Below are 14779 nucleotides of genomic sequence, written 5' to 3' on the forward strand. Positions count from 1 at the left end.
GCGACCTCACTCGCAGTGGCACTCGTGCGATGCGGCGTGCGTGTGGCAGTGCGCGGCCTCGGATGCCGGCACGTTGAGGACGGGATTGCGTCCGAAGAAGCCGTACGGCTTGAGTGTGAACTTCGCGTGATCGACGGGCATGACGGGCCAGTCCTCCGGTCGCGGAAAGTGGGTCGGCCCGAAGGTGTGCCACAACACGATGTCTTCGCCGTCGAGCGGCCGATCGGCGGCCATGTAGGTAGGCAGACCATCGCCGCCCGGGTTCTGGTTCACGAACTCGCCCGCTGGGTACCGCTCCTCGGGCGCATACTGCGTCACCCAGAGCTGTTTCGTCGTGAATGCCGCCCGAGACGCGACCGACGATGCGGCATCCGCGAGCAACGTCGGCGACTGCTCGGGATACAGCACGTATCCGGTGGAGCGACCAAGCCGGTTGGTCTTCTCGGTGTTCACGATGCGCCACGCGCGTCCGACGGAGGAATCTGCCGCCCTTCCGCCCTCGGCTTCGGTACGCACACGGGTCACGCGCTGGGTGAAACCGTTGCCGTGCGGGTTCTCGTCCGAGTAGGGCATCCGAACCGCTTCGACCTCGTCGACGGCGTTCGACAGCCCGTCGACCATCATGTCGAGCCTTGCGCTGAAGAGGTGCTGGTGCACGGGAGCGCCGAGGCCGGGTGCCACCTCGGTCGCGTAGGGGTAGTCCTCCCCCCGATACGACGAGGTGAAGAGGATGCCCGTGAGCTTCGCCTCGCACTCGATCGTTCCGTCGAGGTAGAGGTACCAGTAGAAGCCATAGTCGTAGTTGCCGACCGTGGTGAAGAACGAGATCACCAAGCGGCGCTGCCTTCTAACCTCGCTGGAGCCCGCGAACAGGTCGGTGTGCTTCCAGAGGGTTCCGACGTCTTCCTCGTGCACGCAGATCGCGTTCTTGATGACCCGGGGATTGCCGAACTCGTCGCTCAGCGTGGCATCGAAGTAGCGAATCTCACCCAGGCAGTCGCAGCCGAGGGTCAGCGAGTTGGCGAAGCGGCCGAACAGGTACTCCCCTGTGTCGAAATAGTTCTGCCAGAACCGCGTCGGAGATGGGTCGCCGTACGGCACGACCATCTCTGCGATCGACGCCCGGTAGATGACTGGCCTCACTTCGCCGTCCTGGTCTGGGTCGGCGTAGCCGATCGTGTGCAGCACGAGCCCCTCGCGAGCGTCGAATCCGAGACGGAAGCTCCAGTTCGCCCACGTCACCGCGTCGCCGTCGACCGAGAAGCTCGGCCCTTCGGGCTGGCGGATCTCGATCGGCTTCAGGTCGGTGGGCGTTGAAGGACGGCCGGACTCGAGCTGGAAGTTCCCGGCTTCTTCGGGAACCGGCAGAGGCAGGAGATCGACGAGTTCGATGAGCGACTTGCCGATGATGTCCACGTAAGCGCACAGCCCGTCCACTGGGTGAGCCCACGGATGATCCTCCGGGTGGTCCTGCCGGAAGGCGAAGACCCGGATGATCCGTTTGCCGGCCTCCCCAGGGAGGTCGTAGTACCCCGGCGAGAGCGGCGCGTACACGACGGCATCAGGATCGAGGCCACGGGCGACCAGGGCGGAGGTCCACCGCTCGTCGGCTTTGAGGATCGGCTCGATGGCGCCGAATTCCTCTTCCAGGATCGGCAGACGCCCCTTAGTGCCGTCCACTTCGGTGACCGACGTCACGAGCCCAGCGTCGATCGAGACCGTGGCGTCGAGCTCCAGGCCGCTCACCGTGTCGAGCAGCAGCGCGCGAGCCATCCGTTCCGGCCGCTCGCCTACCCCAGCCAGGTGGGCGAGCACGTCCGACTTGTGCGGCTCGAGCAGCCCGACATACACGAACCGGGTGGTCTCGGGTGCGTGACCGGCGTCTCGGAGGATCGCCGCGACCCGGTCGATCTCCGACGTCGTGAGGCTCGAGACGGGACTCGCGGCGGATGCCGTGCCATCCGACATCCGATCGGGTTGCGTCATGGTCATTGTTGGTCCTTTCGAGAAGGGCAGGAATCGATGGATCGGTAGTTGATGAATCAGGGCTCAAGCGCCGGGCTCAAGCGCCGGGCTCAGGCGACTCGCTCAGGTGGCGTCGCTGATGGTGTCGATGATCGTGTCGTACCGCTCGGGCCTGGTTCGACGGAGGATGGCGGCTTGCACCAGCCCGATCACCGGGAACGCGAGCATCACGGCGAAGAACGCCGTCGTGAGCCACCCGAACACGGGCGAGCCCTTCGCGTCGACGTCGCCGATAAGGAGCGGGAAATTCGTCGCGATCACCCAGCAAATGGCGAGCAGGCCGAGAAAGCCGATGGCGGGCGCTATCCACGTGCGCCACGCGCCGGCACGAACCCGCTTGCGAGCGAAGTAGACGATCACGGCAAGGCACGTAAGCGCCATGAGCACGACGATCGCGAACGTCGACACCCCGCTGAACCAGGTGAAGACCTGCAGCACGGGGTCGAGCCGGAAGAGCGCGAAGACGACGATGAGCACGAGTGCCGTGGCGCTCTGAACGAGAGAGGAGACGTGAGGAGAGGCGTGCCTGTCATGCACCTGGCCGAGCTTGGCCGGCAGTACCGAGGCGTTCGCCATCGAGTGCTGGTAACGGGTGACCACGTTGTGAAACGACAGGACGCAGGCGAACAGGCTCGTGAGCAAGAGCACGTTGATCGCGATCTCGCCACCGCTTCCCAGGTAGCGCTGAGCCGTCTCCATGATGAAGCCCGCGGTGTTATTCGCGACGGCCTTCACCAACTTGCCTGGCCCCCAACCCATGACCAGCGCCCAGGACGCGAACGTGTAGAACACGGCGATCGCGATGACCGCCACGTAGGTCGCGCGAGGAATGGTCTTCTCCGGATTCCGCGCCTCGTCGCGGAAGATCGCCGTCGACTCGAACCCGATGAACCCGGCAAGCGCGAACATCAGACCGAGGGCAGGCGAACCGGAGAGAACGTTCGACGGTGCGAACGGTGCGAGCGACAGACCCTCGGGGCCGCCCGTTCCGATGATGACGGCTGCCAGAACGACGACGATGCCCACCTCGGCGACGAGCAGAACACCGAGCACCTTCGAGCTCAGCTCGATGTGCCGGTAACCGAGCACGCCGACCAGCACGATTGCAGCGAGCGAGTACAGCCACCACGGCAGAGCAGGCCCGTGCAGTGACTGAACCGTTCCTGCAAGCGTCTGGCCCAGGTATCCGTACACCGCCACCTGCACCGCCGTGTAACAGAGAAGTGCGAGATAGGCCGCTGCGAGCCCCAGTGGACGCCCGAGGCCATACCCGACGTAGGTGAAGAAGGCGCCCGGTCTCGGCAGGTAGCTCGACATCGTGGAGAGGCCCACCGCGAAGAAGAGGAGGATCACCCCACCCACGAGGTACATGCTGGGCGCGCCTACGCCGTTGCCCAGGAGCACTCCGACGGGGAAGCCGCCGCCGACGACCGTGAGAGGCGCCGCGGCTGCCACCACCATGAAGACGATGGCACCGACTCCGAGCTTGCCCGTCAACGCACGCCGGGGCTCCCGGATGCCTGCAAGCGGCGAGCCGATGAGGGTGGCCGGTTCGTCTGATGTTGTCATGAGCATCTCCAATGGGTGGGCCGTAGGGATGCCGCTCAGTCTGGGAGGTCGCCGTTGCCGCCCGATCTCCTCCCGGTAACCGAAGTTTCCTCGGGAATGAGACGGCCGGTCTCGCTCCGAGTGACGGCCGCGGCACGCGATCGAAACGTGCGCGCAACGGTCGAGGGCTTATCTGGTGCGATGGTCACGGAACTGAGCAGAGCCATCGCCCGCCCGCCGCGTGTGCGCGGCATCGCAGGACAGTCGGCGATGCACGGCCTCCAGCGCAGAAGCCTCGGCTTCGTGGAGGTACTCGGCCAATCCATCGGAGCCATTGCCCCGTCGGCTGTCGCCGGAACCGTCCCCGCGCTGCTCGCGGCGCGAACCGGTGGTGGGGTGCTCCTGGCGCTGGCCGCCGGCTGGCTCCTCGCAGCCTTGGTGGCGTCGGCGATCGGGCAGTACACGCGACGAATGGCCGCCCCTGGCTCGCTGTACACATTCGCCACCAAGGGACTGGGTGCCGGTGCCGGGTTCACCTCGGCCATCGGCCTCATGTGCGGCTACGGATTCGTGGCCATGGCGGCGCTGCTCGGCGCCGCCCACTATCTGCAGACGTTGTTCCAACTGCCGACGGGAACGATTCCATCGATCGTTCTCATCGCGGCGATCACGGGCGTCGTCGTGGCCGTGTTGTGGGCGGGCATCCGCATCTCTGCTCGGGTCACGATCGCGATCGAGTGCGTTGCGATCGCGGCGGTGATCGTGCTCATGGCCATCGTGCTCGCGCATACTCCCGTGGGATCGCTGTCCGCACCGTTCACCCAACCATTTCCCCAGCTCGGTGACCTGTTCGCGGGGATCGCCTTCGCCATGACGGCGTTCGTCGGGTTCGAGTCGTCCGCGTCGCTCGGCGTGGAATCCACGCGGCCGTTCGCGACGATCCCGAGGGTGATGCGCTGGAGCATTCTGGGAACGGGTTTCTTCTATCTCCTGTCCGCATACACACAGCTGGCTGCTTTTCACGCGGCTCATATCTCGCTGGAGAGTGTCCAAACGCCTGTCAACGTGCTCGCTTCGAACGCTGACATCGGCTGGATCGGCACGATTCTCGACGCGGGACTCGCCGCAAGCTTCATGGCATGCGCGATCGCGTCGCTCACCGCGTTGAGCCGGGTGCTGTTCTCGCTCGGCCGCGAGGGCGTTCTGCCGTCGCGCCTTGGGCTCGCAGACCCAGGCAGCAAAGCTCCTCGGGTTGCATTCGCACTGGTCGCGCCCGTGGTCGCCTTGGTGCCGATCCTGCTGCTTGCCGTCGGATGGTCCCCCGAGGTACTGATGCCCGTGCTGTTGTCGGCCGCAGTGCCCGGCTACCTCGTGTCGTACTGCCTGGTATGCGCGTCGGTTCCCTTGTTTCTGCGCAGAATCGGTGAGCCATCGAGACGCGCAGCGTGGAGCGCAGTAATGGCATCCGCTTTCATCGTGACCGTGTTCGTGACGTACCTCATCATCACGGGCACCGGTCGTCTCGCATTCGCCGACGCGCTCGTCGCGATCGTCGCGCTCGGCGCGGGAGCTGGATACCTCCTGGTGCGTGCGAATCGTGGTCGTGCCTTGAGAAGAATGGGCCTGTTCGACCAGACGACCGCTTCAGACCTGCTCGGCGGCCCACCGTGACTGCCGGCGCTGCACAGGGCCTGAGTGGACGACAACCCCACGCAGTGTTGAGCGCGTTATCACTGCTCGAGGAGGTTGCACGGATCGGGCCTGGCGCGACGGCCCAGCAGATCTCGGAGTCGCTGCGCATGCCCCGTGCAACGGCGTACCGTCTGCTGAACCTCCTCGTCCAGGAGGAATACCTCGTGCGACTGCCGGATCTCAGCGGGTTCGCCCTCGGAGCTCGCGTGGCGCAGCTGGGTGGCGGGTCATCCGCCGAAGGCATGGACAGGCAGGTGGACGACATCCTCGCCGTTCTTCGGGGCCGCATCCGCGGCGGGGTGCATCTTGTGGCCTACGCCGAGTCGGGGATCATCTTGCGGGACGTCGATCCGGACTTTCCCCTCAGCGACCCAGAACGCATCGTTCAGGACCTCGCCGTCTCTGCCCTCGGTCGCTTGCTCTTAGCAGAGCGCGAGGGACGCACACCCGTCTTCGCAGTCCAGGAGAACGGCCTCATCGTCGGTTACGGATGCTTGGCCGCGGCCGTGCGAAACGCCTCAGGCGCGCTCGTCGCGGGTATCGCCCTGTCGCTGCCGGCCGGTCGGCTCTTGGACACGGCGTCCTTGCTCGGCCAGATCGAACAGGAGCGCCGGCGGCTGGAATCCGCACTGGTGTGATCCGCACCGTTTTCCGGCGCATTGACTCCGTCGCTCGGCTGTCGGACGCATGTGTTGGGATGGAGCGATGAGCGACGTGCTCGAGCGTTTCTCCCCCGCCACCCGCGCGTGGTTCGAGGGGGCGTTCGACGCGCCCACCTCGGCCCAGATCGGCGCGTGGGATGCCATCTCCCGCGGCGAGAACACACTCGTGATCGCGCCGACCGGTTCGGGCAAGACGCTCGCGTCGTTCCTCTGGTCTATCGACCGACTGATGCACGAGGGCGCGCAGGATGCTGCCGCAGAGGTCTCGAAGGCCGACGGGTCGAAGGCCGAGGCGTCGAAGGCCGAGGCGAAGCGCGCGCGAGGGACGCGCATCCTCTATATCTCGCCCCTGAAGGCACTCGGCGTCGATGTTGAGCGCAACCTTCGGTCGCCACTGGTCGGCATCACCCAGACCACGAAGCGCCTCGGTGCGGAGCCACCGCACGTCACGGTCGGAGTGCGCAGCGGCGACACGCCGGCGAGCGACAGGCGGGCGCTGCTGACCAAGCCGCCCGACATCCTGATCACAACGCCCGAGTCGCTCTTCCTCATGCTCACTTCCCAGGCGCGGGAGACGCTGGCGACGGTGCAGACCGTGATCGTCGACGAGGTGCACGCCGTGGCGGCGACGAAACGCGGAGCCCATTTGGCCGTGTCGCTCGAACGGCTGGATGCAATGCTGCCGAAGCCCGCGCAGAGGGTGGGCCTCTCGGCGACAGTGCGTCCAGCTGAGGAGGTCGCTCGTTTCCTCGGCGGCCGCAGTCCCGTGACGATCGTCTCCCCGCCTTCGCAGAAGCGGTTCGACCTGAAGGTGGTCGTGCCGGTCGAGGACATGACGGCTCTGAGTCCTGCGGCGCACGACGACGATCAGGCGCCGCAGGGCGGCTCGATCTGGCCGCACGTCGAGCAGGCCATCGTGGATCGGGTGCTCGAGCACCGGTCGTCGATCGTGTTCGCCAACTCACGTCGGCTGGCCGAGCGCCTCACCGCCCGGATGAACGAGATCTACGAGGAGCGGCTGGCGGATGCCGCGGAGAGCGGCAGGACGGATTCGCCGAGCGAAGCCGGCCCTGCACTTGAGACGGGCAGCACCGAGCAGACGAACGCGGCGACCCGCCGCAGACCCCGCCGACCTCCGGCCGAACTGATCGGCGGTTCGGGACAGACGCGCGGAAGCAGCGCGGCGGCATCCATGGAGCCTTGGGCCGTCAGCACGATCGTCGAAGAGCGAAGGCAGCCCAGGGAGTGGACGAGCGGCTCACACGAGGCGACGCATTCCGAATCGGGCATATTGGCAAGGGCCCACCACGGGTCCGTGAGCAAAGAGCAGCGCGCCGTCATCGAGGATGACCTGAAGACCGGCCGCCTGCGCTGTGTGGTCGCCACGAGCAGCCTCGAACTCGGCATCGACATGGGCGAGGTCGACCTCGTGGTTCAGGTCGAGGCTCCGCCGTCCGTCGCCAGTGGACTGCAGAGGGTCGGCCGAGCGGGCCACCAGGTAGGCGAGGTGTCGAAGGGGGTGATGTTCCCGAAGCATCGCTCCGACCTGATCAACTCGGCTGTCGCGAGCGAGCGCATGGTCGCAGGGTTGATCGAGGAGCTGAAGATTCCGGCGAACCCGCTCGACATCCTCGCGCAGCAGACCATCGCGGCAACCGCCCTCGACCCTGAGGATGTCGACGGTTGGTTCGACACCGTGCGCCGCAGTGCCCCGTTCGCCACACTCCCGCGCAGCGCGTTCGACGCCACGCTCGACCTCATCTCCGGCCGCTACCCCAGTGACGAGTTCGCCGAACTGCGGCCGCGCGTGGTGTGGGACAGGGACCGGGGCATCCTCACAGCCCGCCCCGGCGCCCAGCGTCTGGCCGTCACGAGCGGGGGCACCATCCCCGACCGCGGCCTCTTCGGTGTGTACATGGTCGGCACGGGCGACGAGACGAACCCTGCGAAGGGCGGCCGGCGGGTCGGCGAGCTCGACGAGGAGATGGTGTACGAGTCCCGGGTGGGCGACGTCTTCGCTCTCGGAGCGACGAGCTGGCGCATCCAGGAGATCACGCACGACCGGGTGCTCGTCAGTCCGGCATTCGGCGAGCCCGGGCGGCTGCCGTTCTGGAAGGGCGACGGTATCGGACGTCCCTCCGAACTGGGCGAGGCGGTCGGCGGGTTCGTGCGCGAGGTGTCGCAGGCATCCGAGAAGGATGCGCGTGCGCGCGCAACGGCAGCGGGTCTCGACCCGCTCGCGACGGCCAACCTGCTCGCCTACCTGGACGATCAGAAGAAGGCGACGGGTCACCTGCCGACGGACCGCACGCTCGTCGCCGAACGCTTCAGGGACGAGCTGGGCGACTGGCGCATCGTGTTGCATTCCCCTTACGGCATGCAAGTGCACGCGCCGTGGGCGCTGGCCGTCGCGGCCCGGGTGCGCGAGCGACTGGGCATCGATGGTTCCTGCATCGCAAGCGACGACGGCGTCATCGTGCGCATCCCCGATACGGAGTCCGAACCTCCTGGCGCCGATCTGTTCGTGTTCGAGCCCGACGAGCTCGAACAGCTGGTCACCGACGAGGTCGGCGGCTCGGCCTTGTTCGCGTCTCGCTTCCGTGAGTGCGCCGCTCGTGCGCTGCTTCTTCCGAAGTACAACCCGGGCAAGCGGTCGCCGCTGTGGCAGCAGCGGCAGAAGGCGGCGCAGCTGCTGGATGTCGCGCGCAAGCATCCGCAGTTCCCGATCATCCTCGAGACCATGCGCGAGTGCCTCCAGGATGTCTACGATCTACCATCGCTGCGCCGCATCGCCGCGCGGATCGGGTCCAGAGACATCCACATAGTGGAGGTGGGCACCGAGGAGGCGTCGCCGTTCGCCCGCTCGCTCATGTTCGGCTACGTGGCGGCGTTCATGTACGAGGGCGACACACCGTTGGCCGAGCGGCGCGCTGCTGCGCTTTCGGTGGATGCCTCGCTGCTGTCCGAACTGCTCGGGCGCGCGGAACTGCGGGAACTGCTCGACCCGGCGGTGATCGAACGCGTCGAGCGCGAGGTGCAGCGGCTCACACCGGAGCGGCGCATGTCAGGGCTCGAGGGCGCCGCAGACCTGCTTCGCCTGCTCGGGCCGCTCACCGTCGACGAGGTGGCGGAGCGCTGGTCCCGCCGCCGCGGGTCGAGTAGCGACGCCGAAGGCGCCACCCCCCACCGCGGGTTGAGTAGCGACGCCGAAGGTCCCTCGGCTCCGCCGCCCACTCAACCCGCAGAAGCACACCCGGACCCCGCCGATGCCCGCGCCGTTCTCGACGAGCTCGTCGCCGCAAAACGTGCCCTGCGCGTGACCATCGCCGGCGCCGAGCGATACGCGGCCATCGAAGACGCGTCGCGGCTGCGCGATGCTCTCGGCGTTCCGTTGCCGATCGGCGTGCCGACCGCGTTCGTCGAGCCCGTCGCCGATCCGCTCGGCGACCTGATCGGCCGCTTCGCCCGCACGCACGGTCCGTTCGTGGTCAGCGACGCCGCGTCCCGCTTCGGTCTCGGCGCAGCCGTTGTTCACGATGCCCTGCGCCGCCTCTCCCAGGACAGGCGCATCACCGAGGGCGAGTTCCGCCCGAACGCGAGCGGAACCGAATGGTGCGACGCGGAGGTGCTGCGCCGCATCCGGCGCCTGTCGCTCGCTGCACTGCGGCACGAGGTCGAGCCCGTCGACCAGAAGACGTTCGCGCGGTTCCTTCCGGACTGGCAGCACGTGGGTGGTGGGCTTCGCGGCGTGGATGGCGTGGCATCCGTCATCGAGCAGCTCGCGGGGACACGCATCCCGGCCTCCGCGTGGGAGAGCCTGATCCTGCCCTCGCGCGTTGCCGACTATCAGCCGGCCATGCTCGACGAGCTGACGGCGAGCGGCGAGGTGTTGTGGACGGGAGGCGGCTCGCTCCCCGGAAACGACGGCTGGGTGAGCCTGCATCTCGCAGACAGCGCGCCGCTCACCATGGCGCCGCCGCCCGAGCACGCCACCGACGAGCTGGAGCGCGAGGTGCTCGCGGCGCTGGGTGCGGGCGGCGCATTCTTCTTCCGGCAGCTCTCGGATGCCGTCGGTTCGCTCGACGACGCGGCGCTTGCGACCGCTCTCTGGGATCTCGTCTGGTCGGGCCTGATCACGAACGACACGTTCGCCCCTCTTCGCGCCCTCACCGGGGGCAGTGGGGCGCACAAGCCGCAACGGTCGGCTCCGCGCGGCCGCACCCACGTGCCGCGTGCGTACGGCCGCCCTGCCGCATCGTTCCGGCCGGCACCCGTTCGCTCCGGACCGCCGACCACGGCCGGGCGCTGGTCGATCCTTCCGCTCGCCGAGACGGATGCGACGGTGCGCGCCAAGGCCGTCGCCGAGACGCTCCTCGAGCGCTACGGCGTCGTGACCCGCGGCAGCGTGATGTCTGAGAACCAGCCCGGCGGATTCGCGCTCGCATACCGCGTGCTCAGCGGCTTCGAGGAGTCCGGCCGCGCCCGGCGTGGATACTTCGTCGAGACTCTCGGCGCGGCGCAGTTCTCCACGAGCGCGACCGTGGACCGCCTGCGCACGTTCACGCTCGACTCGACACTCGAGCCGCCACGCAAAGCCGTCGCACTCGCCGCGACCGACCCCGCGAACCCGTACGGGGCCGCGCTGCCGTGGCCGCAGGCATCCGCAGCGGGCGGTGCCGTCTCGGCAACGGGCCATCGCCCGGGGCGCAAGGCAGGGGCCATCGTGGTGCTGGTGGATGGGGCGCTCGTGCTCTACGTCGAACGCGGAGGCAAGACGACGCTGTTGTTCGACCGGGACGAAGACGTCGTGCTGCCCGCCGCGCGCGCTCTGGCCGACGTCATCCGCCGCGGCCGCATCAGCACCCTCACCATCGAGACGGTCGGTGGCGACTTCGTGCTCGGTACGCCGTTCGGCGAGGCGCTCGTCGCGGCCGGGTTCGGTGCAACGCCGCGCGGTTTGAGGTTGCGGTCATGACCATCGAGGCCACGCGCAGGCCCACTGCCGATCAGTTGCGCCACATTGCTGGGACTGCGCCACGTTACCTGGCGCAGTCGCGACGAAGTGGCGCAAGCGCACGGTCACGGATGCGAAGCCGGCCGGATGCCTGAGGGCGACTCCGTCTATCGCCAGGCCCGCATGCTGAACGACGCTCTCGCGGGTGCCGTGCTCACCAGGTGCGACCTCAGGGTTCCCGCCTTCGCCACCGTCGACCTGAGCGGCCAACTGGTGCGTGGCGCCGTCAGCCGGGGCAAACATCTGCTGATCCGTGTCGGAGAGCACACGATCCACAGCCATCTGAAGATGGAGGGCGAGTGGCGCGTCTACGCGCCAGGCGAGCCGTGGCGGCGCCCCGCTTTCCAGGCCAGGGCCGTGCTGGCGACCTCGACCGCTCAGGCGATCGGCTTCGAGCTCGGGTTGCTCGAGGTGCTCCACACCGCGCGCGAGGCGGAAGCGGTCGGCTACCTCGGCCCCGATCTGCTCGGCCCCGACTGGGACGAACGGGAGGCGGTGCGGCGATTGACACGGCATCCCGACGTGCCCATCGCAGTCGCCCTGCTCGACCAGCGCAACCTGGCGGGTCTCGGCAACGAGTACGTCAACGAAGTCTGCTTCGTGCGGGGAGTACTCCCGACGCGGCCGGTACGCGAGGTCGACCTGCCGAAGACGGTCGCCCTCGCGCACCGGATGATCGTGGCCAACAAAGACCGCGCCATCCGCACCACCACGGGTGAGACGCGTCGCGGCCGTACGTCGTATGTGCACCGGAGGGAAGGGATGCCGTGCCGCCGATGCGGCACGGCCATCCAGCGGATGCGGCTGGGCCGCAACGAACTGGAACTGCGCGAGACCTGGTACTGCCCGGTCTGCCAGACCTGATCCGGCGTCGGGACCGCCCCATCGCACCCCGCGCCGGGTGGCGCGGGGTGCTTGCGCCGGGTGGCGCGGGGGCCCTGAGCCGGACCCCTCAGGCCGCGGGACCGGAGGTCAGTGTCACGGTTGCACTGTGCGAAGCACCGGATGCATCCGTCCAGGTGACCGCGACCGAGTCGCCCGGCTTGTAGTTCGCGAGCACCGAAGTGAGGTCAGCGGACGAGCTCACTGCCGTGCCGTTGACCGCCGTGATCGTCGAACCCGCCACGATTCCGGCAGATGCCGCCGGCGTTCCGTTGAGGACTGCGCCGACCTGGGCGCCCTGTACCTGGGTCTGGGTGCCATTGCTGTAGCCGTTCCCGTTCAGTGAGCCGGGATACCCGGACGCACCACCAACGCTCGAGTCGCTCGATGCGACCTCGACGCCGAGGAAGGCGGGAAGCCCGATCCTGACGTTCGCAGTGGCCTGCCCCGATTCGATCTGCTTCACGACGGCGAGGGCCGCCTGAACGGGGATCGCGTAGCCGTCCGAGACGCTCTGGTCGGATGAGGCGGCGGTGTCGATCCCCACGACCTCGCCTTGCGAGTCGAGCAACGGCCCACCCGAGTCGCCGGCCTGGATGCCGGCGTTCGTCTCGATGAGCCCGGTCAGGGTTTCGGACGAGACGGCGCCCTCGGCCGCGGTCGTGATCGATTTGCCGGTTCCCGTGATCTGGCCGTCTGCGGCGACCAGGCTGCCCGTACCGCCGGCATTCCCCACGGCCGTCACGTTGTCGCCGACGTTGACGCTTCCGGTGTCCAGCGTCGCAGTCGCCAGTCCCGATGCTCCGCTGAGCTCGAGAACCGCGATGTCGTCCGCGGCATCCGTGCCGACCACGCTCGCCTTGTAGCTCGCTCCCGTCGATGGGATCGTCACCGTGATGCTGGTCGAGCCCTCGACCACGTGGTTGTTGGTGAGGATCTCTCCCGAGCTCGTGAGCACGATGCCGGTTCCGGCGGCCTCGGCACCCTGATACGCGAGGTCGGTGTCGATCACGACGACGCCCTTCTGCTCGTTCGCTGTAGCGGTCTGCGAGCTTCCGGTTGCCCCCGAGGTGCCGGACGAGCCGGTACTTCCCGAGCCCGTGCCCGCGCCGCCCGAGGCGCCATAGCCCGCGCGCTCGGCCGCCGACTGTGCTGCCGCCTGCGAGAAGGCCGTAGCGATGTTCTCCACCGTCACCGCACTTGCCGCAACTCCCGCCAGTCCGAAGGCGACGGATGCCGCAACAGCGGCCGTGATCCAGCCTGCGGTGCGTCGTTTTGTCGTGTTGTTGTGCATGATCGTGGTTCCATTCCGGGTCGATTCAATGCATCAAGTGCAACTCGCGAGAACACGAAAGCTCTTTGTCTGCTCCATGCGGTTTCTATGAATGGTGGGTGGTTCTTGAGTGTTTCCTATGCTGGGTCCGCTGGGAGCCGGACCTGACGCCGGAACCCTCCTTCTCCTTGACAGAGCGGCGTTCGCTTCTCTAACCTGCAGAAACAATTCGTGATAGATACGAAAGGTTTCGCATGCCCCAGACACCCCCATCGGGATTCGTCCGCACCGACGGCACTCGGTTTCTCGACGGACACGGTGTTCCGATCCGCTTCACCGGCGTCTGCGTCGGGGGTTGGCTGAACATGGAGAACTTCGTCACGGGCTACGCCGCGAACGAGTCCATGATGCGTGCAGCCGTACGGCGGGTGATCGGCGACGACCGCGCCGATCGCTTCTTCGAGCGGCTCCTGACCGCGTTCTACGGCGAGTCCGACGCGCGCTTTCTCGGCGAACTCGGCATGACGATCATCCGCATACCGGTGAACTACCGGCACTTCGAGTCGGATGCCCGGCCGTTCGAGATCCTGCCGACGGCCTTCGATCACCTCGATCGCGCCATCGAGGCCTCCGGCCGGCACGGGATCTACTCGATCATCGATCTGCACGCGCTCCCCGGCAGCCAGAATCACCACTGGCACTCCGACAACGAGACGCACCTGCCGCACCTGTGGCAGCATCCGCACTTCCAGGACCGCGTCGAGAACATCTGGAAGGCCATCGCAGAGCACTACAAGAACAACACCTGGGTGGCCGGCTACAACCTGATGAACGAGCCCGCCGACGAGTCGCGCGAGGTCGTCGGCCCGCTGTACCGGCGGCTGTTCGAGGCCGTGCGGGCCATCGACCCGCACCACACGATCTTCCTCGACGGCAACACGTATTCCACCGAGTTCGACATGTTCGATGCCGAGCCGTGGGAGAACACTGTGTACTCGCTGCACGACTACGTGGCGGCCGGCCTTGGCCGCGGCGGGGACTACCCCGGCTACACGGACGGGGTCTGGATCGACCGCGACTACGCCTACCAGAAGTTCCTGCAGCGGTCCGAGTACGCCAGGAGAACCGGCACGCCCATCATGGTCGGCGAATTCGCACCCATCTACACGGACGACGAGCGCAAGGATGCCATGCGCAGGCAGATCCTCGCCGACCAGCTCGAGATCTACCGCGACAACGACGTGAGCTGGACGAGCTGGATGTACAAGGATGTCGGCCGCCAGGGCCTCGTGCGGGTCACCGCCGACTCGCCGTATCGCCGTCGATTCGACACGTTCATCGCGAAGAAGAACCGCCTCGCCGCCGATCAATGGGGAAGCGATCGGCTGGGCGGCGAGGGCGTGCGGGAGGTCAGTCAGGCAGTGCAGGATCTCGTGGCCCGCGAGTTCCCCGGCTTCGACCCCTACCCGTGGGGACGTTTCGACTGGGTGGCGACGCTGCTCAACAATGTGTTGCTCGCGCAGCCTCTCGCGCAGGAGTACGCGGACCTGCTCAAGGGTTTGCACGACGACGAGCTCGACGCGCTCGCAGATTCGTTCACTTTCGAGCAATGTGCAGTAGCAGAGAGCCTTCGGGATCAATTGGTCGCCGGGCAAGACTCAGCGCCCGCTCGGACGGCCTGAC

8 protein-coding genes are annotated in these 14779 nt (G+C 67.4%); 5 read left to right on the forward strand and 3 right to left on the reverse strand.

Annotation, left to right across the window (positions count from 1 at the left end; all coding sequences use genetic code 11):
- Nucleotides 1-6 precede the first annotated feature (6 nt).
- Together ACO2Q7_RS07730 and ACO2Q7_RS07735 are read right to left on the reverse strand one after the other, a co-directional pair.
- Nucleotides 7-1992 (reverse strand): primary-amine oxidase, encoded by a 1986-nt coding sequence (locus ACO2Q7_RS07730; protein ID WP_423355022.1) that lies wholly within the window; start codon nucleotides 1990-1992, stop codon nucleotides 7-9.
- A 96-nt stretch (nucleotides 1993-2088) separates the two neighbouring features.
- On the reverse strand, nucleotides 2089-3594 hold the full coding sequence (locus ACO2Q7_RS07735) for an APC family permease (RefSeq protein WP_423355023.1): 1506 nt from the start codon (nucleotides 3592-3594) through the stop codon (nucleotides 2089-2091).
- A 180-nt stretch (nucleotides 3595-3774) separates the two neighbouring features.
- Here ACO2Q7_RS07735 and ACO2Q7_RS07740 point away from each other — a divergent pair, with 180 nt between their 5' ends.
- The 4 genes from ACO2Q7_RS07740 (at nucleotide 3775) to ACO2Q7_RS07755 (ending at nucleotide 11805) form a co-directional block, all read left to right on the forward strand.
- The gene (locus ACO2Q7_RS07740; RefSeq protein ID WP_423355024.1) at nucleotides 3775-5244 is read left to right on the forward strand and encodes an APC family permease; all 1470 of its coding nucleotides are present in this window, start codon (nucleotides 3775-3777) and stop codon (nucleotides 5242-5244) included.
- A 44-nt stretch (nucleotides 5245-5288) separates the two neighbouring features.
- Complete coding sequence (locus ACO2Q7_RS07745) at nucleotides 5289-5903, forward strand: helix-turn-helix domain-containing protein (protein ID WP_423355991.1); 615 nt, start codon at nucleotides 5289-5291, stop codon at nucleotides 5901-5903.
- 67 nt (nucleotides 5904-5970) lie between these two features.
- Nucleotides 5971-10902 carry an Lhr family ATP-dependent helicase gene (locus tag ACO2Q7_RS07750; protein WP_423355025.1) on the forward strand — a complete coding sequence of 1644 codons (4932 nt, stop codon included), beginning with the start codon at nucleotides 5971-5973 and terminating at the stop codon, nucleotides 10900-10902.
- Nucleotides 10903-11028: 126 nt separating this feature from the next.
- The gene (locus tag ACO2Q7_RS07755) at nucleotides 11029-11805 is read left to right on the forward strand and encodes a DNA-formamidopyrimidine glycosylase family protein (protein ID WP_423355026.1); all 777 of its coding nucleotides are present in this window, start codon (nucleotides 11029-11031) and stop codon (nucleotides 11803-11805) included.
- A gap of 88 nt (nucleotides 11806-11893) precedes the next feature.
- Here ACO2Q7_RS07755 and ACO2Q7_RS07760 read toward each other — a convergent pair whose 3' ends face one another.
- Entirely contained in the window at nucleotides 11894-13117 is a 1224-nt protein-coding gene (locus ACO2Q7_RS07760; RefSeq protein ID WP_423355027.1) for a S1C family serine protease, read from the reverse strand.
- A 233-nt stretch (nucleotides 13118-13350) separates the two neighbouring features.
- Here ACO2Q7_RS07760 and ACO2Q7_RS07765 point away from each other — a divergent pair, with 233 nt between their 5' ends.
- On the forward strand, nucleotides 13351-14778 hold the full coding sequence (locus ACO2Q7_RS07765) for a glycoside hydrolase family 5 protein (RefSeq protein WP_423355028.1): 1428 nt from the start codon (nucleotides 13351-13353) through the stop codon (nucleotides 14776-14778).
- The last annotated feature ends 1 nt before the right edge of the window (nucleotide 14779 follow it).

Origin of the sequence: Rathayibacter sp. KR2-224, assembly GCF_049446075.1 — a bacterium.
In the GTDB taxonomy this organism is placed as follows: Bacteria; Actinomycetota; Actinomycetes; order Actinomycetales; family Microbacteriaceae; genus Humibacter.

Bases quoted from the DNA above. Each gene is read 5' to 3' on its own strand.
- ACO2Q7_RS07730 (WP_423355022.1), bottom strand. From the start codon at position 1,992: ATGACCATGACGCAACCCGATCGGATGTCGGATGGCACGGCATCCGCC.
- ACO2Q7_RS07735 (WP_423355023.1), bottom strand. From the start codon at position 3,594: ATGACAACATCAGACGAACCGGCCACCCTCATCGGCTCGCCGCTTGCA.
- ACO2Q7_RS07740 (WP_423355024.1), top strand. From the start codon at position 3,775: ATGGTCACGGAACTGAGCAGAGCCATCGCCCGCCCGCCGCGTGTGCGC.
- ACO2Q7_RS07750 (WP_423355025.1), top strand. From the start codon at position 5,971: ATGAGCGACGTGCTCGAGCGTTTCTCCCCCGCCACCCGCGCGTGGTTC.
- ACO2Q7_RS07755 (WP_423355026.1), top strand. From the start codon at position 11,029: ATGCCTGAGGGCGACTCCGTCTATCGCCAGGCCCGCATGCTGAACGAC.
- ACO2Q7_RS07760 (WP_423355027.1), bottom strand. From the start codon at position 13,117: ATGCACAACAACACGACAAAACGACGCACCGCAGGCTGGATCACGGCC.
- ACO2Q7_RS07765 (WP_423355028.1), top strand. From the start codon at position 13,351: ATGCCCCAGACACCCCCATCGGGATTCGTCCGCACCGACGGCACTCGG.